The organism is Planotetraspora silvatica (genome assembly GCF_016863315.1).
GTDB lineage: Bacteria > Actinomycetota > Actinomycetes > Streptosporangiales > Streptosporangiaceae > Planotetraspora > Planotetraspora silvatica.
In genome coordinates this window covers 37222-54566 of sequence record NZ_BOOQ01000057.1, presented here as the reverse complement: position 1 = coordinate 54566, position 17345 = coordinate 37222, and the positions used below count along the sequence as shown (strand labels likewise).

General features: G+C 68.7%; 20 protein-coding genes and 1 tRNA gene. 9 read left to right on the top strand and 12 right to left on the bottom strand.

Features of this window, described 5'->3' with window-relative positions; translation table 11 throughout:
• Positions 1–31: 31 nt before the first annotated feature.
• A complete protein-coding gene (locus Psi02_RS36170; RefSeq protein ID WP_203980364.1) occupies positions 32–922 on the top strand; it encodes a LysR family transcriptional regulator in 891 nt (296 codons plus the stop codon).
• Positions 923–1119: 197 nt separating this feature from the next.
• Here the strand turns inward: Psi02_RS36170 and Psi02_RS36165 are convergent.
• From Psi02_RS36165 to cysS, 3 genes are all read right to left on the bottom strand, one after another.
• Positions 1120–1195 (bottom strand) — tRNA-Thr (locus Psi02_RS36165).
• A gap of 48 nt (positions 1196–1243) precedes the next feature.
• Positions 1244–2203, bottom strand: coding sequence for a 23S rRNA (guanosine(2251)-2'-O)-methyltransferase RlmB (rlmB, locus tag Psi02_RS36160; protein WP_203980363.1), 960 nt, complete (start codon positions 2201–2203; stop codon positions 1244–1246).
• Between the two features lie 23 nt (positions 2204–2226).
• A complete protein-coding gene (cysS, locus tag Psi02_RS36155) occupies positions 2227–3621 on the bottom strand; it encodes a cysteine--tRNA ligase (protein ID WP_203980362.1) in 1395 nt (464 codons plus the stop codon).
• A 368-nt stretch (positions 3622–3989) separates the two neighbouring features.
• On the opposite strand from cysS, the gene Psi02_RS36150 reads away from it, so the two are divergent.
• Positions 3990–5345 (top strand): DUF2637 domain-containing protein, encoded by a 1356-nt coding sequence (locus Psi02_RS36150; RefSeq protein WP_203980361.1) that lies wholly within the window; start codon positions 3990–3992, stop codon positions 5343–5345.
• A gap of 104 nt (positions 5346–5449) precedes the next feature.
• Here Psi02_RS36150 and Psi02_RS36145 read toward each other — a convergent pair whose 3' ends face one another.
• The 3 genes from Psi02_RS36145 to Psi02_RS36135 form a co-directional block, all read right to left on the bottom strand.
• The gene (locus tag Psi02_RS36145; protein ID WP_203958434.1) at positions 5450–5719 is read right to left on the bottom strand and encodes a GlsB/YeaQ/YmgE family stress response membrane protein; all 270 of its coding nucleotides are present in this window, start codon (positions 5717–5719) and stop codon (positions 5450–5452) included.
• A 179-nt stretch (positions 5720–5898) separates the two neighbouring features.
• Positions 5899–6366, bottom strand: a complete 468-nt coding sequence (ispF, locus tag Psi02_RS36140; protein WP_203980360.1) for a 2-C-methyl-D-erythritol 2,4-cyclodiphosphate synthase — start codon at positions 6364–6366, stop codon at positions 5899–5901.
• A gap of 17 nt (positions 6367–6383) precedes the next feature.
• Positions 6384–6866 (bottom strand): CarD family transcriptional regulator, encoded by a 483-nt coding sequence (locus tag Psi02_RS36135; RefSeq protein ID WP_203958436.1) that lies wholly within the window; start codon positions 6864–6866, stop codon positions 6384–6386.
• A gap of 257 nt (positions 6867–7123) precedes the next feature.
• On the opposite strand from Psi02_RS36135, the gene Psi02_RS36130 reads away from it, so the two are divergent.
• The gene (locus Psi02_RS36130; protein ID WP_239095448.1) at positions 7124–7735 is read left to right on the top strand and encodes a copper chaperone PCu(A)C; all 612 of its coding nucleotides are present in this window, start codon (positions 7124–7126) and stop codon (positions 7733–7735) included.
• A gap of 73 nt (positions 7736–7808) precedes the next feature.
• On the opposite strand, the gene Psi02_RS36125 is transcribed toward Psi02_RS36130, so the two are convergent.
• Positions 7809–8498 carry a response regulator gene (locus Psi02_RS36125; protein ID WP_203958437.1) on the bottom strand — a complete coding sequence of 230 codons (690 nt, stop codon included), beginning with the start codon at positions 8496–8498 and terminating at the stop codon, positions 7809–7811.
• Positions 8495–9604, bottom strand: coding sequence for a sensor histidine kinase (locus Psi02_RS36120; RefSeq protein ID WP_239095458.1), 1110 nt, complete (start codon positions 9602–9604; stop codon positions 8495–8497). Before Psi02_RS36120 ends, Psi02_RS36125 begins: the two co-directional genes overlap by 4 nt.
• Before the next feature lie 183 nt (positions 9605–9787).
• On the opposite strand from Psi02_RS36120, the gene phoU reads away from it, so the two are divergent.
• Positions 9788–10447 carry a phosphate signaling complex protein PhoU gene (gene phoU / locus Psi02_RS36115; RefSeq protein ID WP_203980359.1) on the top strand — a complete coding sequence of 220 codons (660 nt, stop codon included), beginning with the start codon at positions 9788–9790 and terminating at the stop codon, positions 10445–10447.
• A 149-nt stretch (positions 10448–10596) separates the two neighbouring features.
• Here phoU and Psi02_RS36110 read toward each other — a convergent pair whose 3' ends face one another.
• From Psi02_RS36110 to mshA, 3 genes are all read right to left on the bottom strand, one after another.
• The gene (locus Psi02_RS36110) at positions 10597–11340 is read right to left on the bottom strand and encodes a phosphoglyceromutase (RefSeq protein WP_203980358.1); all 744 of its coding nucleotides are present in this window, start codon (positions 11338–11340) and stop codon (positions 10597–10599) included.
• A 61-nt stretch (positions 11341–11401) separates the two neighbouring features.
• Positions 11402–11887: a type III secretion system chaperone family protein gene (locus Psi02_RS36105; RefSeq protein ID WP_203980357.1), complete on the bottom strand. Its 486-nt coding sequence runs from the start codon at positions 11885–11887 to the stop codon at positions 11402–11404.
• Positions 11888–11896: 9 nt separating this feature from the next.
• Complete coding sequence (gene mshA, locus Psi02_RS36100) at positions 11897–13180, bottom strand: D-inositol-3-phosphate glycosyltransferase (protein WP_203980356.1); 1284 nt, start codon at positions 13178–13180, stop codon at positions 11897–11899.
• A 136-nt stretch (positions 13181–13316) separates the two neighbouring features.
• Here mshA and Psi02_RS36095 point away from each other — a divergent pair, with 136 nt between their 5' ends.
• The 3 genes from Psi02_RS36095 to Psi02_RS36085 are packed head-to-tail and all read left to right on the top strand — an operon-like array spanning position 13317 to position 15411.
• Positions 13317–14066, top strand: a complete 750-nt coding sequence (locus tag Psi02_RS36095) for an SDR family NAD(P)-dependent oxidoreductase (RefSeq protein ID WP_203980355.1) — start codon at positions 13317–13319, stop codon at positions 14064–14066.
• Complete coding sequence (locus tag Psi02_RS36090) at positions 14063–14872, top strand: class I SAM-dependent methyltransferase (RefSeq protein WP_239095447.1); 810 nt, start codon at positions 14063–14065, stop codon at positions 14870–14872. The genes Psi02_RS36095 and Psi02_RS36090 overlap by 4 nt, the downstream gene beginning before the upstream one ends.
• 35 nt (positions 14873–14907) lie before the next feature.
• Positions 14908–15411 carry a GNAT family N-acetyltransferase gene (locus Psi02_RS36085; protein ID WP_239095446.1) on the top strand — a complete coding sequence of 168 codons (504 nt, stop codon included), beginning with the start codon at positions 14908–14910 and terminating at the stop codon, positions 15409–15411.
• A 39-nt stretch (positions 15412–15450) separates the two neighbouring features.
• On the opposite strand, the gene Psi02_RS36080 is transcribed toward Psi02_RS36085, so the two are convergent.
• Positions 15451–15966, bottom strand: a complete 516-nt coding sequence (locus Psi02_RS36080) for an O-acetyl-ADP-ribose deacetylase (RefSeq protein ID WP_203980353.1) — start codon at positions 15964–15966, stop codon at positions 15451–15453.
• Between the two features lie 51 nt (positions 15967–16017).
• On the opposite strand from Psi02_RS36080, the gene Psi02_RS36075 reads away from it, so the two are divergent.
• Together Psi02_RS36075 and Psi02_RS36070 are read left to right on the top strand one after the other, a co-directional pair.
• Complete coding sequence (locus Psi02_RS36075) at positions 16018–16374, top strand: BlaI/MecI/CopY family transcriptional regulator (protein WP_203958445.1); 357 nt, start codon at positions 16018–16020, stop codon at positions 16372–16374.
• Positions 16371–17288, top strand: coding sequence for a M56 family metallopeptidase (locus tag Psi02_RS36070; RefSeq protein ID WP_203958446.1), 918 nt, complete (start codon positions 16371–16373; stop codon positions 17286–17288). Before Psi02_RS36075 ends, Psi02_RS36070 begins: the two co-directional genes overlap by 4 nt.
• Positions 17289–17345: the final 57 nt, after the last annotated feature.

The following is a 17345-nucleotide window of genomic DNA, read 5'->3' as shown; positions in this document are numbered from 1 at the left end:
ACTTGGCGCTTATAACGCGACTAGGAACAACATGGAACTTAGGGACATCGAGATCTTTCTGACCCTGGCCGAGGAGCTGCACTTCGGCCGAACGGCCGCCCGGCTCCACGTGTCCCAGGCGCGGGTCAGCCAGGCGATCAGCCAGCAGGAACGCCGCATCGGGTCCCCGTTGTTCGACCGCTCCAACCGCCGCCAGGTCCGCCTGACCCCGGTCGGCCGACAGTTGCGCGACGACCTGCTCCCGGTTTACGCGGGCCTACACGAAAGCCTCGAACGCGCCCGGATGGCATCCCGCGGCATCAACGCGCGGCTGCGGGTGGGCATGCTGCCCTTCAACGTCCACGACCTGCATCCTTACTGGCGGGCATTCCGCGACCGGCACCCGCAATGGGAACTGCAGTTGCGCCGCACCCCCTTCATCGACCCGTTCGCCGGGCTCCGCAACGGCGACATGGACGTACTGATCGCCTGGCTACCCGTGGAAGAACCCGATCTCACCGTGGGCCCGATCCTGTTCACCGACCCACGAGTCCTCGCCGTCTCCGCCGAGCACGAATTGGCCGGCCGGTCCTCCGTACCCCTGGAAGCGCTCGGCGACTTCCGACACGCCACCGCCCCCCACATGCCGGACTACTGGGAGAACAGCTACCTCCCCTTCCACACCCCGCGTGGCCAGACCATCGAACGGATCGAAGCCATCACCAACCCCGACGAGCTGATCCACCTGGTCAGCACCGGCGAGATCGTCCACAACTTCCCCGCCCACGTCACCCGATATTGGGCGATGGCGCACCTGCAGTGGCTACCCATGCCGGACATGCCACGCCTGACCTACGCCCTGATATGGCAGACCGAGGCCGAAACCGACCTGATCCGAGCACTCGCCCAGACGATCCACGACCTCGGCCCCGCCCACGGCTGAGCAACGGCCCGGCACAAATCGTCAATTGCCCACGAGAACGCGCCTGCGGCACCGCACCCAACATGGCTGACGTCGCCGACTTGGCTGAACAACCCCCCGCGAAGCCTTCGTCCTCACCTGGACGAAGCAGCCTGATCACGACCCGGACAAACACAAGGCCCCTGACGGCAAAATGCCTGGTCAGGGGCCTTCTCATGTGGAGCCGCCTTGGGGAATCGAACCCCAGACCTTCTGTTTACAAGACAGATGCTCTGCCGATTGAGCTAAGGCGGCGTATCGGCACGAGTCTAGTGGCCAGCAGCCCGTACCGTCACCGCAGAATCACCGCCGGCGGTGCTGCGCGACCTCGTACAGAGCGATCCCCGCGGCCACTCCGGCGTTGAGGGACTCCGCCGCGGCGAACATGGGAATCCGCGCCACCTGATCACACGATTCGCGGACCAGACGCGACAGACCCTTGCCTTCCGAGCCGACGACCACGACGAGCGGCTCGGTCACCAACTCGACCTGCGCGATGTCCAGCGTGGCGGTGCCGTCCAGTCCGACGACGAACAGCCCTTCCTCCCGGTACGCCTGGAGGGTCTGAGTCAGGTTCGCCGCCCGCGCGACCCTCAGGTGGGCGAGGGTTCCCGCCGAGGTCTTCCACGCTCCGGCTGTGACTCCAGCCGAGCGGCGCGCTGGGATCAGGAGGCCGTGAGCGCCGAACGCCGTCGCCGACCGCGCGATCGCACCCAGGTTGCGTGGATCCGTCACACCGTCCAGGGCGACGATCAGCGGCACCTCAGCGGCTTCGCGCGCCCTCTCGACGAGCTCCTCCGGATGGGCGTAGTCGTACGCGGGGATCTGCAGCCCGACACCCTGGTGGATCCCACCCTCGGTAAGGCGGTCGAGCTTGTCGCGAGAGACCTCCAGCAGGGCGATTCCATGATCCGCCGCGATCCTGATCGACTCACGTACCCGGTCGTCGCTCTCGATCCGCTGCGCCACGTAGAGCGCGTTCGCGGGCACTCCGGCGCGCAGCGCCTCCAGCACCGGGTTGCGCCCGCCGATGACCTCCGGCGCGTCGTCCCTGCGCGGCCTGGTCGCGGCACGTGCGGGGCGGCCAGGACGCCCGGCGGCCTCGCGCTCGATCCGCTCGGCCCGCGCCTTGTCCTTGTACCAGTGCCGCATGTGCGCAGGAGGCGTGGCCCCCTTGCCCTCCAGGGAGCCCCGGACCTTGCCACCCGTGCCCCTGGTGGGACCCTGCCTCTTCGAGGACTTCCCTGAAGCCTTACCAGCCATGGTCCCTAGGGTACCGGCCCCGCTCAGCGTGCCAGTTCCCAACGCGGACCCTGGGGGGTGTCCTCCACGATGATCCCAGCGGCGGCGAGTTGGTCGCGGATCGCGTCGGCGGCGGCGTAGTCCTTGCGTGCCCGCGCGGCCTGACGCTGCTCGAGCGCGACGGCCACCAGAGCGTCGACGACCTCCCGGAGACCGTCGTCTCCGGTCGTACGCCACTGCTCCGACCTCGGGTCGAGCCCCAACACGTCGAGCATGTTCTGCGTCTCGGCCAGCAGCCGGGCGACCTGCTCCTTGTTGCCGTGGGCCAGGGCGACGTTGCCCTCGCGCACCACCTCGTGGATCACGGCGAGCGCCTGGGACACGTTGAGGTCCTCGTCCATGGCGTCCACGAAGGCCTGCGGCAGTGGCGCCGCGGCGTCCACGTCGTGGATCACCTCGGCCGCCCGCGTCACGAACCCCTCGATACGCCGGTAGCCGGCCGCGGCCTCCTGGAGGGCCTCCTCCGAGTAGTCGATCGGCGAGCGGTAGTGCGCCGCGACCAGGTAGTAGCGCAGCTCGACCGGGCGGACCTTGCGCAACATCTCGGGGATCAGCAGCGAGTTGCCGAGCGACTTGCTCATCTTCTCGCCGCCGAGCATCAGCATGCCGTTGTGCAGCCAGTAGCGGGCGAACCCGTCGCCCGCCGCCTGCGACTGCGCGATCTCGTTCTCGTGGTGCGGGAAGATCAGGTCGACGCCTCCGCCGTGGATGTCGAAGGTCCCGCCGAGGTATCTGGTGGCCATCGCCGAGCACTCCAGGTGCCAGCCCGGCCGGCCGCGACCCCACGGAGTTGGCCAGGTCGGCTCGCCCGGCTTGGCGCCCTTCCACAGGGCGAAGTCGCGGGGGTCGTGCTTGAGCGAGTCGGTGTCGGTGTCCCCGGCCGCCCGCATGTTCTCCAGCTTCTGGTTGGAGAGCTTGCCGTACCGGTCGGCGTAGGACATGACGTCGAAGTAGACGTCGCCGCCCGCGGCGTAGGCGTGGCCCTTGTCGATCAGCCGCCGCATCAGCTCGACCATCTCCGGGACATGGCCCATCGCGCGCGGCTCGACGGTCGGCGGAAGGCAGCCGAGCTGGTCGTAGGCCCAGGTGAACGCCCGCTGGTTGCGCTCGGAGACGACGAACCACGGCACGTCCTCTGCGGCCGCGACCCGGATGATCTTGTCGTCGAGATCCGTCACGTTGCGGCAGAAGGTCACGTCGTACCCCTGCCGCGTCAGCCACCTGCGGAGGACGTCGAAATTGACCCCGGACCTGATGTGCCCGATGTGCGGCGGAGCCTGAACGGTCGCACCACACAGGTACATCGAGACCCGGCCGGGCTCGACCGGTACGAATTCACGGACCGTACGCGTGCTGGTGTCGTAGAGGTTCAGGCTCACGAAGGCAAGGCTAACGCCTAATGCCACAGCACAGAGCTACTTGCGTGCCCGTGAGCGGTCCACGAGTCGCCTTTCCACCATGTACGGCCATCACTTCAGACTCATAAGTCACGCTATAAGCGGAGATAACTCCGTTAGAACAGATTTACCTTCTCCCAAAGTCGCCCGAACGATCACACACCCGGTGTCCGGTCGCGGCTTCTCGCGGCGCCGGCGGCCCGGAATCCCACCGGGGACGGACCCTCCCCGCCCGGGCGAGTGGACCGCCGATCGAGGGCGACCAACCCGATATGACCCACCATTTCAGGAGACATCAGCCTCACAGAGCTGGTCAAACGGTCGGCATGATTCTGTAGGCTCAGAACGCCATGGACGCGAACCCCCCCGGAGCGGCAGGCATCACCTCCCGCCCGTCCACATCGACATCCGCCGGAATCCCGCCGGTGCTGCGCCGTCTCGTGATCGGCCTCGCCGGCCTCATCGTGGCGGTGCTCGCGGGCGCGGCCTGCGCGCTCTCCTTCGACGATCTCCGAGCCCTCGCCGTCACCGGTCGGGCGGAGCCCAGGCTCGCCTACCTGTACCCGACGGCTTTCGACGCCCTCCTGGTGCTCTCCCTGGTCAGCGTCCCGCTGCTGCGCGGCGGCCGCTTCCTGGTCCGGGCGCAGGCCGCCGTCGTCCTGCTCGTCCTGTTCGCGGCGGCCGCGTCGGCGACCGTGGCGACGGCCACCGACATGACCTTCGACCCGGAGAGCGCCGCGATCGTGGTCGCGCTGCTGCCCTGGGCGTTGCTCGCGATCGGGCTCTGGTTGCTTCTCCTCCTTCTGAAGCACGCGCGGGCGTCCCGGACCGCTCTGGACGGCCTGGTCGAAGAAAGTGACATCGTGCCCTTCGCCGAGGAGCGCGGTTCACGCGGCCGTGAAGAGGCCGAGATGCCGACCGCGCCCTATGCCGTCGTCCCCGCGATCGCGACATCGCCCGAGCAGGCTCCGCCGCTTCCGGTGTCTCCGCTTCCCGAGCATGCGGACGCCATCGGAGGCACGTCCCCCGCCTCCGACGCGACGGAGGAGCCTGAGGCCCTGCCGGTGGTCCAGCCCACGGCCGCGCCCCACACGCCGGAGGTCACCGAGCTTCCCGCTCCGCCGGAGCCCGTCTCGCCCCGGCGCAACCGGCCCAACCGGCCCATCAAGTGGGGCGACTTCGTCCGTCCCTCCACAGGCGACGTGCTCGTCCACCCCCGCCTTCCACAGCCGGGTTCCGCCCAGGCGGCCGACGAGCCCCCTGCCGAGAGAGTCCAGACCGCGGAAGCACCCTCGCCGAAGCACGCGGCGCCGGTGTTCCCCGAGGGCGCTCGCGAAACGTCCTCCCCGGTCACCTGGGAGGCGGCGGCGCTCCCGAGTGAGCAGACCGCATCCGTGACCGGGCCGGCGGAACCGGCGCCGACGCCGGCAGATCAGATCACACAGGACATCGTCCCGGCCGACCTCACCGAAGCCGACGCGGCGGAGGTCGAAGCCGCCGATGTGGACACGCAGCCGTTGCACCACATCAAGGACGACCCCGACCCCGCCCATACGGCCGAGCTCGCCGACCCGGAGGAACACTCCGCGACGCGGCGGCAGCCGTACAGCACGGAGACCGGAACCGGGGAGGGCACCGTCCCGCTCGCGCCTCCCTCCGGACGGATGCGGAGCACTCCGATTCCGCCCGACGAGGAGACGGACTGAGAGACGACACGTGAAAGGCCTCACTCGGAGTCCCGGGACTCCGCGTGAGGCCTTTCACGTTTGTCATGCCGCGAGCGACGGGGGAAACCCCGCCTGCGGCGGTCCTACACGCGTGTCCTGCCACGGATGCCGGCGACGAGGCCGACACCGACAACCGCCAGCACCACCTGCATGATCAGTTCGATCCAGTCGATGCCCTTGGTGGTGGCCACGCCCAGATGCTGGGCGATGAATGTCCCGATCAGCGCCGCCACGATGCCGACGACGATGGTCAGGATCCAGCCGATCGGCTGCCTGCCCGGCAGGAACAGACGGCCCAGGGCCCCGATGACCGCACCGATGACGATGGCGCCAAGGATGGACTCGATTGTCATATCGACCTCCCGTTGGGGGGTTGCCCCCTTCACTCTCAGAAGGTGGGCTACCCTGCCCCGGCGAAATATGCGCTCTCAGGAGGAGAAAAAGAGGACGGCGACTCGTACCGCGCCTGGTTTGAGTCGCCGCCCACGTGCTAATGAGACGCCGCTAGCCCAATTCCGGTTGACATGTCCGATTAGGCAAGCCGTTCAACGAAAACGATCGCGTTGGCGATCGCCGCGATGCCCTCTCCCCGTCCGGTGAGGCCGAGCCCGTCCGTGGTGGTCGCGCTCACGCTCACAGGAGCGCCTACAGCGGCCTCAAGGACCTTCTCGGCCTCCGTACGGCGGGGCGCCAGCTTGGGCCGGTTTCCGATGATCTGAACCGCCACATTGCCGATCTCGAAGCCTGCGGCCCGGACCTGACGTGCCGTCTCCTCGAGGAGGGTGACACCCGAGGCGCCGGCCCATCGGGGGTCCGACGTGCCGAAGAGCCCGCCGATGTCACCCAGACCTGCCGCCGAGAGGAGGGCGTCACAACATGCGTGCGCAGCGGCGTCCCCATCCGAATGTCCAGCGAGACCGGTTTCATCTGGCCAGTGGAGCCCCGCCAGATGAAGTTCCCTACCAAACGCAAAAGGGTGGACATCGATACCGACGCCCACCCTTGGCGATGTCGTGTTCAGGAGTTCAGCACCTCGTCGAGCAAAGCCTCAGCCTTGTCCTCGTTGGTCTTCTCCGCCAGCGCAAGCTCACTGACCAGTATCTGCCGCGCCTTGGCGAGCATTCGCTTCTCACCCGCGGAAAGGCCGCGTTCCTTGTCGCGTCGCCACAGGTCGCGAACGACCTCGGCCACCTTGTTGACGTCGCCGGACGCCAGCTTCTCGAGGTTGGCCTTGTAGCGGCGGGACCAGTTGGTGGGCTCCTCCGTGTGCGGCATGCGCAGCACGTCGAAAACTCGCTCGAGCCCTTCTTGACCGACGACGTCGCGTACACCGACGAGTTCGGCATTTTCAGCTGGCACTTGGACGGTGAGGTCGCCCTTGTCAACCTTCAGCACCAAGTAGGTCTTTTCCTCACCCTTGATGGCCCGGGTAGTGATTGCTTCGATCCGAGCAGCCCCATGGTGGGGGTAGACGACAGTGTCGCCGACCTGGAAAGTCATGTGACGAGTACCCCTTCCGCTGTACTTAAGAGTACCACGCGATTACAGCCTCCCGGAACAGTGAAATGAACATAACTGCAGGTCAAAGCCCCGTTTTGGGACTTGACAACCGGTCGGCTCTGTGAATGGCATTCCCGACATACCGGGTGACCTGCGTCGCAGCCGGTCCGGCAGCGGGGTACCGAGTGAGGACCGTTGGAGTGCGCAGATAGGCTGATTCCCGCCCATATACGTGCGCACCAAGGAGAACTCGAACCGTGACCAGCACCAGCCACCGCAGGGCGATCGCCGTTGCGGCGGTCCTCGCCTCCATCCCTGCTCTGGCCGCGTGTGGCGCCGGGGTCGACGCCAACACCAACAGGGCCTACGCGCCGACCGAGGCGGGCGTCCTCATCCAGGACGACGGCTCGACCAGGAGCTACGGCGAGAACGGCATCATGATCAGCCAGGCGTTCATCCTCGGACCCGACTCGGGTGGACAGATCGCCGCTGGAGGCTCGGCACCGCTTTACCTCAGCATCGTGAACCGGGCGAGCACCCCGGACACCCTCACCGGCGTCGTCTCCGACGGCCAGGAGGTCACCTCCGTCAAACTGCCGGCCCCGGTCCCGCTGGCGTCCGACCAGCTCGCCAAGGCGCCCCAGGCCACGGTCGACGGCCTCAAGAACCCCCTGCTGGGCGGTGAGAGCGTGCGGCTGACGTTCCAGTTCACGAACGCGGGCGACGTCACCATGTGGGTGCCCGTCATCGCTCGGAGCCGGGAGTACGCCACGCTGCCGCCCGCCCCCCAGCCAATTCCGACTCCCGCCACCTCGGCCAGCCCCGCGGCGACGCCCACCACGGTCACCACGGAGACCCCGCAGACCTGACGTCCGCGAACGTCTGAGGCCCTGTCCGGTACGGCATGCCGTACCGGACAGGGCCTCGAACGTTTCAGGCGATCTATTCCTCAGTGGGGTCGAACTTGTAGCCGAGGCCCCGCACGGTGAGGATGCAGCGGGGGTTCGACGGGTCGGCCTCGACCTTGGCCCGCAAGCGCTTCACATGGACGTCGAGCGTCTTGGTGTCACCGACATAGTCCGCACCCCAGACGCGGTCGATCAGCTGGCCACGGGTCAGCACCCTGCCGGCGTTGCGCAGAAGCACCTCGAGCAGCTCGAACTCCTTGAGGGGGAGCTGCACGTGCTCACCGCGAACGGCCACGATGTGCCGGTCGACGTCCATCCGCACCGGCCCGGCGGCGAGGATCGCGGACTCGAGCTCCTCGACGTCGCCCTGACGGCGCAGGACGGCCCTGATCCGGGCCACCAGCTCACGCGACGAGAAGGGCTTGGTCACATAGTCGTCCGCGCCGAGTTCGAGCCCCACGACCTTGTCGATCTCACTGTCCTTCGCGGTCAGCATGATCACCGGGACCTTGGACCGCTGGCGGAGCGAGCGGCACACCTCCGTCCCCGGCAGGCCCGGCAGCATCAGGTCGAGCAAAACGAGGTCGGCACCGTTGCGATCAAAGGTGTCCAGTGCCTCGGGACCGGTGGCCGCGACCGCGACCTCGAACCCTTCCTTGCGCAGCATGTAGGACAAGGCGTCGGAAAACGACTCCTCGTCCTCCACGACGAGTACTCGAGTCACTTCGTGGCCTCCAGGGGGCTGGTAGTGCGTGGTTCGGCGACCGCCGTCCCGCCGAATGCGGGGAGGCGGAGTGTGAAGGTCGACCCGGAGCCTTCCTTGCTCCAGACGGTCACCTCGCCACCATGGGCGACGGCGACGTGCTTCACGATGGCGAGCCCGAGCCCCGTGCCACCGGTAGCTCGGGACCGGGCCGCGTCGACCCGGAAGAATCGTTCGAAGATGCGCTCCTGGGCGCTCTCGGGAATCCCGATGCCCTGGTCGCTGACGCTCACCTCGACGGAGCGCCCGGCGGGCCTGGCGCTCACCACGACACGGGTGTGCTCCGGGCTGTAGGCCACGGCGTTGTCGATGAGATTGCGCAGCGCGGTGACGAGGAGCTCATCGTCACCCCAGATCTTCAGGCCCTCGGCGCCGCCGGCCACCAGCGTGATGTCCTTCGCGGACGCCTTGGTGTTGCATCGGTCGATGGCCTCGTGAACGGCCTCGTCGATCGGCACGGGACCCGGAGTGGGGACGGTTTCCCCACCCTGGATCCGGGACAGGGTGATCAGGTCCTGCACCAGGTAAGTGAGCCGGGCCGCCTCGTGTTGCATGCGGCCAGCGAAACGGGTGACCGCCTCGTGATCGTCGGCGGCGTCCTGAATCGTCTCGGCGAGCAGGCTCAACGCGCCGACCGGCGTCTTGAGCTCGTGACTGACGTTGGCGACGAAGTCTCTGCGGACCGCCTCGACCCGTCGGCGCTCGGTCTGGTCCTCGGCGAGCACGAGCACCTGCCCGGTGGAGCCCAACGGCGCGACCCGTACGGCGAAGGTGGTCGACTCCTGGCCGAACTTGCGACGGGCCGTCTCGATCTCGCTCTCACGGATCTCACCGTCCCGGCGGACCTTCCTGGCGAGGGCGAGCAACTCGGCGGCCATGAGGGAGTCCCCGCGCACCAGCCCGAAGGCCCGGGCGGCGGAGCTGGCTCGAAGGACGCGGTCGTCCCGGTCCAGGACGACGGCGGAGGACGGAAGGACGGCGAGGACGGACGCCACGCCCGGCGACAACATGTCGTCGACGGGTTCGGGATCCTTGTCCTTGTCGGCCTGACGACGAATGGCCAGCATGACGAAGGAGCCGAGGACGAATCCGCCCATCGCAGCCAAGCTCGCCAGCAACTCGTTCACGCTTGAATGCTAGGCGGCCTTTCCCGTTATCTGACCAGTGGGATAGCCCATGACCATGGTGTTTCCAGGAATGTTCATTTTACGGCAGGGATTCGTTCACGAAATCCCGCGTAGCGTGGCCGCATGCGCGACTCCTATCATGATGAGCTGGAATCCCTGACTGATCGGCTGGTGGAGATGACCCGGCTGGTCAGGTCGGCCATGTCCCGGGGCACTACTGCACTCCTTGACGCCGACCTGCAGCTCGCGGAGAGTGTGATCTCCCAGGACGCCGAGGTCGACCGGATCTACAACGAGCTCGAGTCTTCCATTTACGAGTTGATGGCGCTGCAGCAGCCTGTCGCCGTCGACCTGCGCACCGTGGTGACGGCCTTGCGGATGGCATCCGACCTGGAGCGCATGGGTGACCTCGCCGAGCACATCGCCAAGATCGCTCGGATGCGCCACCCCGTCTCGGCCATCCCCGCCGAGCTTCGCGACACCATCGTGGAGATGGGCGCGATCGCCGAGAACCTGATCACGAAGACCGGCAGCTGCATCGCGTCCCGCGACATCGAGCTCGCGAAGGAGCTCGATGAGGATGACGACGCGATGGACCGCCTGCACCGGCGGCTGTTCCGCGTCCTGCTCTCCGACGAGTGGTCGCACGGCGTCGAGGCCGCGATCGACGTGACGCTGGCCGGCCGCTACTACGAGCGCTACGCCGACCACGCCGTCCGGGTCGCCCGCGACGTGGTCTACCTGGTGACCGGATCGCGTACGGACGAAGTCGCCGCCGACTGACCATCCTCACGGGCTCGAAAGCCCCGGTCCTCGGGGGGCCGGGGCTTTCGTGTTTATCGTGCTCGCTCCGCTCACGCGGGCTCGGGGCGCCTTAGAGGCGCCGCCGCGGCCCTCGCGGGACCGGTTGGGGTCCCGCGAGGGGGGATGGATTACTTCTTGCCCTGGTTGGCGACGGCTTCGATCGCGGCCTCGGCCGCCTCGGGGTCGAGGTACTCCCCCGGGCCCGTCGGGCGGAAGTCGCCGTCCAGCTCGTAGCGGAGCGGGATCCCGGTCGGGATGTTCAGCCCCGCGATGTCGGCGTCGCTGATCCCCTCCAGGTGCTTGACCAGCGCCCGCAGAGAGTTCCCGTGAGCCACGACGAGCACGGTCTTCCCGGCCGCGAGATCCGGCACGATCTGGTCGTACCAGTACGGCAGCATGCGGTCGACGACGTCCTTCAGGCACTCCGTCCTGGGCTTCAGCTCGGAGGGCAGCTCGGCGTATCGGGCGTCGCCGTACTGGGAGTACTCGTCGTCGTCCGCGATCGGCGGCGGGGGCACGTCGTAGGAGCGGCGCCACAGCATGAACTGCTCGTCGCCGAACTCCGCGCGGGTCTGGGCCTTGTCCTTGCCCTGGAGGGCGCCGTAGTGCCGCTCGTTCAGCCGCCACGAGCGGCGCACCGGCAGCCACAGCAGACCGGCGGCCTCCAGCGCGAGGTTGGCCGTCTTGATCGCACGGGTGAGCACCGACGTGTGCACCACCTCGGGGCTGATGCCCGCGTCGAGCAGCAGTTGCCCGCCGCGCCGTGCCTCGTCCTCACCAGTCGGCGAAAGGGTCACGTCCACCCAGCCCGTGAACAGGCCCTTGACGTTCCATTCGCTCTCGCCATGCCTCAGCAGCACCAAAGTAGCCATGCCGGCAATCCTATCGGCGCATGGCTTTCGCCCCTCTTTACGCTGGTAAGAGAGCGGCCGGTCACGTCTCGATCACCCGGGCGAAGGGCCGCAGGTTCGCGAGGGACTCGCCCCGCTTGACCCGCCAGTCCCACTCGCGGCGGATCGAGGACGCGAAGCCCAGCTCAAGCGCCCGGTCGAACGACTCGTCGGAGTAGGTCAGCACACAGCCGAGCACCCGGTCGATCTCCTCCTCGGTCACGGCGTCGAGGGGCAGGCGGCCGACCAGGTGGACATCGCCGATGGGATCGATCGCGAAGTGCACGCCGTACATCGAGCCGTTCTTGAGCAGCAGCCATCGGTAGAACTCGGCGTGGTTCTCGTCGGGCTGACGGCAGAAGAACGCCTCGACGTTGAGCGCCTGGTCGCCGATGACGAGCCAGGTGAGCGTGGCGAGCTTGTGCTGGCCCGGCAGCTTGACGAGGAACGAGCCCGGCTTGGGTCGTTCGTAGGAGAGCTCCGCGGACTCGAGCGCGGACGCCACCACGCCTTCCAGATCGGGTCTCATGGTCCCAGCCTACGAGTTGACCGCGACGGGCGCCCATTGCCGTTGGGCCATGGCGCCCGCGTACACGTCGGCCAGACGGGCGGCCGTCTCCGACCAGCCGAAGCCGACGGCGTGCTGTACGGCGTTGGCGGACAGGAAGTCCAGCCATCCCGGGCGGTCGACCAGCCGGCCCAGGGCCCGTGCCCAGGCGTCCGGCTCGTGGCCGTCGACCAGGAGGCCGGACAGGCCGTCCTTCACGGCCGTGCGCAGACCGCCGACGGACGCGGCGACGACGGGCGTGCCGCAGGCCTGCGACTCCAGCGCGACCAGGCCGAACGACTCGTTGTACGAGGGCACCACGGTCATGTCGGCCGCGCGGTACCAGTCGGCCAGCTCGTCCTGGGGAGCCGGGGGCGCGAGCCGGACGATGTCGCTGATGCCCAGCTCGGCGGCGAGGTCGCTCAGCAGTGCGGGACGGGCGAGCCCGTTGCCGCTGGGACCGCCGACGCAGGCCACGACCAGGCGCGACCGCAGGGCCGGATCGTGCTCGACCATCCGGGCCGCGGCCTTGAGCAGGATGTCGGGGGCCTTCAGCGGCTGGATGCGGCCGACGAACAGCAACACGCGGGCGTCCTGCGGGAGCCCGAGCCGGTGCCTGGCGGCCCCCTTGGACGCGGGCTGGAAGACCTTCAGGTTCACCCCGGGGTTGACCACGGCCACCCGGTCCGCGGGCGCGTCGTAGAGCTCGATCAGCTCCTGGGCCTCGGCGGCGGTGTTGGCGACGAGCCGGTCGGCCACCTCCACGACCTGCTCCTCGCCGAGGACCCGGAGCTTCGGCTCCGGCTTGTCTCCCGCCGCCAGCAGCGCGTTCTTGACCTTGGCCATGGTGTGCATGGTGTGCACCAGCGGCACGCCCCATCGCTCCTTGGCGAGCCACCCGACCTGGCCGGAGAGCCAGTAGTGGGAGTGGATGACGTCGTAGCGTCCGGGGTCGTACATCGCCTCGGTGCGCAGCACGCCGGACAGGAAGCCGCAGAGCTGACCGGGGAGGTCGGCGCGGTCCAGTTCCTCGTACGGCCCGGCCGTGACATGACGGACCATGACGCCGGGAGCGAGCTCCGCCACGGGAGGCAGGTCACGGGCCGTCTGGCGGGTGAACACCTCCACCTCGATGCCGAGCTCGGCCAGCCGTTTCGCGACTTCCACAATGTAGACGTTCATCCCGCCCGCGTCGCCGGTGCCCGGCTGGTCGAGCGGGGATGTGTGGACACTGATCGTCGCGACCCGGTTGATCCGACGCCGTCTGAGCGTCACCCCAACCACCTCCGAGATCGTTATAACCGAAAGGATCTCAGCGAGATTCCCTGGCCCCTCAACGACCGTCTCCGGGACGCGCTACTGAGAGAATGTCGGCCTCTTGACGGGTTTTTCCATGGGGCGCGGAGGGATCATGACGAAGACCGCAGTGGTGACCGGTGCGAGCAGCGGCATCGGTGAGGCGACGGCCCGCCGCCTGGCGGCTGAAGGGTTCGACGTCGTCGCGGCGGCGCGGCGGCGTGACCGGCTCGACAAGCTGGCCGCCGAGGTGCCGTCGATCCGCTCCGCCACGCTGGACGTGACCTCTGAGGAGTCCGTGGCCGCGTTCGCCTCCTCACTGGACCGTTGCGACGTGCTGATCAACAACGCGGGCGGCGCCTTCGGCCTGGAGCCGGTGGCGCAGGGGCGGGTGGACGACTGGCAGCGCATGTACGACGTGAACGTGCTCGGCTCGCTGCGGATGACGCAGGCGCTCCTGCCCAGGCTGATCGAATCGGGCGACGGCGTCCTGCTGATGCTCACCTCGGTGGCCGGGCTCGTCTCCTACGAAGGGGGCGGTGGCTACTGCGCGGCCAAGCACGCCCAGACGTCGATGACCGAGACGCTCAGGCTGGAGCTCGTCGGCGAACCGGTGCGGATCATCGAGGTGGCGCCGGGGATGGTGCAGACCGAGGAGTTCTCGCTGACCCGCTTCCGCGGCGACGCCGAGAAGGCCGCCAAGATCTACGAGGGCGTCCCGAACCCGCTGACCGCCGACGACATCGCCGATGTGATCGCCTTCGCCGTCACGCGGCCCTCCCACGTGAACATCGACCGGCTGGTCGTCCGGCCACGCGCGCAGGCGGCGCAGCACAAGGTGTACCGCGTCCCGCAAGGCGCGTGACGGCGCGGCCGGTCCGGCGGCCGATCGGGGCGATCACCCGCGGGACCACGGGCCACAACAGACTGCGGCGGTCCGACCGATGGATCTCCGCCGTCTGCGGCCCGCTGCTCAGGTCGTCGGCGGACGCGCGGCCGCTGGTGGTGGACCTCGGCTACGGCGCCTCGCACATCACGACATATGAGCTCTTCACCAGGCTGCGGCGGGTGCACCCGGCCGTCGAGGTCGTCGGCGTGGAGATCGACCCCGAGCGGGTCGCCGCGGCGAAGCCGTACGAGCGGGAGGGGTTGTCGTTCAGGAGAGGGGGCTTCGAACTGCCGGTCGCGCGGTCCCCGCTGGTCGTGCGGGCGTTCAACGTGCTCCGGCAGTACGCGGAGGCCGAGGCCTGGGAGCACTGGGACCTGATGCGGTCGCGGATCGCCCCCGACGGAGTGATCGTCGAGGGGACCTGCTCGGAAGTGGGCCACCGCGCTGTGTGGGCCGCTCTCGGGGCGGAGGGACCGAGGACGCTCACCTTCGCCGCCCGTTTCACCGGTTTCGAACGGCCGTCCGACCTCGCGGAGCGGCTGCCGAAGACGCTCATCCACCGCAACGTGCCCGGTGAGCGCGTGCACGCGTTCCTGACCGACTGGGACCGCGCCTGGGCGGCGTGCGCCCCCTACGGTTCGTACGGCTCCCGCCAGCGCTGGATCAGGACGGCCGAGGCGCTGGCCCGTGACTGGCCGATCGCCACGGCGCCGCCGGCCGGAGGTCCCGCGCGATGGCGGCTCGGCGAGCTCACGCTGCCCTGGACCGCCGTCGGCCCGTAGTTCGCCGTTCACCGGCGATTGGTAACGTCCGAGTCATGCGTTTCGTCCTCGCCCCCGAGATGACCACCGAACTGTTCGAGGAGCTCCTCGACTGCTGGACCGAGGTCACAAACGCGGGCGGCGCCGTCGGATTCGTCCCTCCCGTGACACCGGACGACATCAGGCCGACGGCCGAGAAGGCCTTCGGCCGGGCCTCCGACGCCCTGCTGGTCGGCTTCGACGAAGAGGACCGCGTGGCCTGCTGGCTCATCCTCGCGGACAACGGGTCGGGGCTGCGGGCGCACTGGCGGTGGGTGGTGCGGGTCATGGTCCACCCCAAGCACCAGGGCAAGGGCTACGGCAGGGCTCTCATGCTGGCGGCGGACGACGCCGCGAATCGGCTCGGGCTTGAGGCGCTCCAGCTCACCTGCCGAGGCGGAACGGGCGTGGACGGCTTCTACGGGAGTGTGGGCTACCACGAGACCGGCCGGGTCCCGCGCTCCATCCGTCTCGCCCCCGGCGAAGAACGCGATGAGATCTACCTGATCAAGTGGCTCTAGGTCTGTTTCGATACCCAACGACGAGACTTGGCCGAACGCTTACCCCATGTCCCCCAAGGCCTGCTCAAAGTCCGCATAAGCTGCGGGACTGAACAGCACGAAACGGACCTCGGTGACACTGGACCCGGCGTGCCGTATCGCTGCCAGGGCGATGCGGGCGGCGTCCGCCATCGGCCATCGGTAGATGCCGGTCGAGACGGCGGGGAACGCCACCGTCGAGGCGCCCAGCGAGTCCGCCACGTGCAGCGACTCCCGATAGCAGGAGGCCAGCAGATGGGACCGGTCCTCGCTCCGCGAGTACACGGGCCCGACGGTGTGGATCACCCACCGGGCCGGAAGACGGCCGGCCGTGGTGGCCACCGCCGCGCCCACGGGAAGCCCACGTCCGTACCGCGAGGCACGCAGCGCCCGGCACTCCTCCAGGATCTCCGGACCGCCGCGCCTGTGGATCGCGCCGTCGACCCCGCCGCCGCCCATCAACGAGGAGTTGGCGGCGTTGACGATCGCGTCCACGCGCTGCTCGGTGATGTCTCCCTCGACCAGAACGAGCTTCATCTGTCTCACCTCTCTACGGGACGTAGTACTACCCCGGGTAGGCTGAACGACGTGAAGGGTCTCGGCGAGCTTGAACGCAGCATCATGGACATCCTCTGGGCGGAGAACGCTCCGCTGACCGCCCGCGAGGTGGGCCGCATGATCGAGGACCGCGATCTCGCACCGACCACGGTGATGACCGTACTCGACCGGCTCTCCCGCAAGGGGTTCCTCACCCGCACCAGGGACGGGCGTGCCTGGCGCTACCAGCCCGCCGCGAGCCGCGACGCCTACGTCGCCGAACTCATGCTCGAAGCCCTGGAGATGACCGGTGACCGCGACGCGGCGCTGACGCGCTTCGCCCAGGCCGTCTCCGGCTCCGAGGCCGAAATCCTGCGAAAAGCCCTCACGGAGCTGGAGGAGGAGTGATCGCGGCGGCGGTCTTAGCGGCCCTGGCCACGATCTGCGCCCTGGCCGCCTGGCGGCTGACGTCGGCGCGCTGGACGTGGCGTGCCCCGCGCACGGCCATTCTCCTGTGGCAGTCACTCGGGGTGACCTGGGGGCTCGCCTCCACGGGGGCGCTGCTGGCATACGCGCTCGAGCCGTACAGGCGGGGCGTGGTCCACGGTCTCGCCGCCCTGCTCACCACCCTGGAGTACGGCACCCGCGAACCGCACGACGTGGTCAGGCTGGGCTCCCTCATCGCGGGGCTGGCACTGCTCGCCGGGTTGGTGGCGGTGCTGCTCGCCGCCGGCGCCCAGACGCTGCGTGCCCGGCATCGGCACCGCGTGCTGCTCTCGCTGATCGCCAGGGACGAGCCCGCCGTCCCCGGAGTCCGTGTCGTGGACTTCCCCGCCGCCGCCGCATACTGCCTTCCGGGGCTGAAGAAGTCACACGTGGTGATCAGCGACGGGACGCTGAGCCTGCTGTCGGCCGACGAACTCGACGCCGTGCTCGCGCATGAGGCCGCGCACGTGCGGGAGCGGCACGATCTGGTGCTTCTGCCGTTCACCGCGCTTCGCCGTGCGCTGCCCTGGTCGGCGGTGGTCCGCGACGCCCACGCGTCCGTGAGCCTGCTGATCGAGATGGCGGCCGACGACCGCGCCCTGCGCCATTGTTGCGCCAAGCCCCTGGCGACGGCCCTGCTCCGTTTCGGCTCCGCCGCCGCGCTTCCCACGCCGCAGGGGGCCCTGGGCGCCTCCGCGGTGTCGAACGTGATGGCCCGCGTCAACCGCCTCGTCCATCCGGCGGTGGAGCTTCCGGCCCACGCCCGGTTCCTGATCCTTTTCGGCTCCGTCCTGCTGACCGCGTCGGCCCCGCTGCTTTGGCTGATTCCTGGTTGAGCGTTGGGTGCTAGCTGGTGTTTATCGCCTAGCTTGCAATTGCAAGCACCATGCGGC

Excerpts from the sequence above, each read along its gene's own strand:
- Psi02_RS36105 (WP_203980357.1), bottom strand. The coding sequence starts at position 11,887 with ATGAGACCCGATCTGGAAGGCGTGGTGGCGTCCGCGCTCGAGTCCGCG.
- rlmB (WP_203980363.1), bottom strand. The coding sequence starts at position 2,203 with ATGGCTGGTAAGGCTTCAGGGAAGTCCTCGAAGAGGCAGGGTCCCACC.
- Psi02_RS36120 (WP_239095458.1), bottom strand. The coding sequence starts at position 9,604 with ATGCTGGCCATTCGTCGTCAGGCCGACAAGGACAAGGATCCCGAACCC.
- Psi02_RS36135 (WP_203958436.1), bottom strand. The coding sequence starts at position 6,866 with ATGACTTTCCAGGTCGGCGACACTGTCGTCTACCCCCACCATGGGGCT.
- Psi02_RS36145 (WP_203958434.1), bottom strand. The coding sequence starts at position 5,719 with ATGACAATCGAGTCCATCCTTGGCGCCATCGTCATCGGTGCGGTCATC.
- Psi02_RS36170 (WP_203980364.1), top strand. The coding sequence starts at position 32 with ATGGAACTTAGGGACATCGAGATCTTTCTGACCCTGGCCGAGGAGCTG.
- Psi02_RS36150 (WP_203980361.1), top strand. The coding sequence starts at position 3,990 with ATGGACGCGAACCCCCCCGGAGCGGCAGGCATCACCTCCCGCCCGTCC.
- Psi02_RS36080 (WP_203980353.1), bottom strand. The coding sequence starts at position 15,966 with ATGAAGCTCGTTCTGGTCGAGGGAGACATCACCGAGCAGCGCGTGGAC.
- phoU (WP_203980359.1), top strand. The coding sequence starts at position 9,788 with ATGCGCGACTCCTATCATGATGAGCTGGAATCCCTGACTGATCGGCTG.
- Psi02_RS36110 (WP_203980358.1), bottom strand. The coding sequence starts at position 11,340 with ATGGCTACTTTGGTGCTGCTGAGGCATGGCGAGAGCGAATGGAACGTC.
- Psi02_RS36085 (WP_239095446.1), top strand. The coding sequence starts at position 14,908 with ATGCGTTTCGTCCTCGCCCCCGAGATGACCACCGAACTGTTCGAGGAG.
- Psi02_RS36095 (WP_203980355.1), top strand. The coding sequence starts at position 13,317 with ATGACGAAGACCGCAGTGGTGACCGGTGCGAGCAGCGGCATCGGTGAG.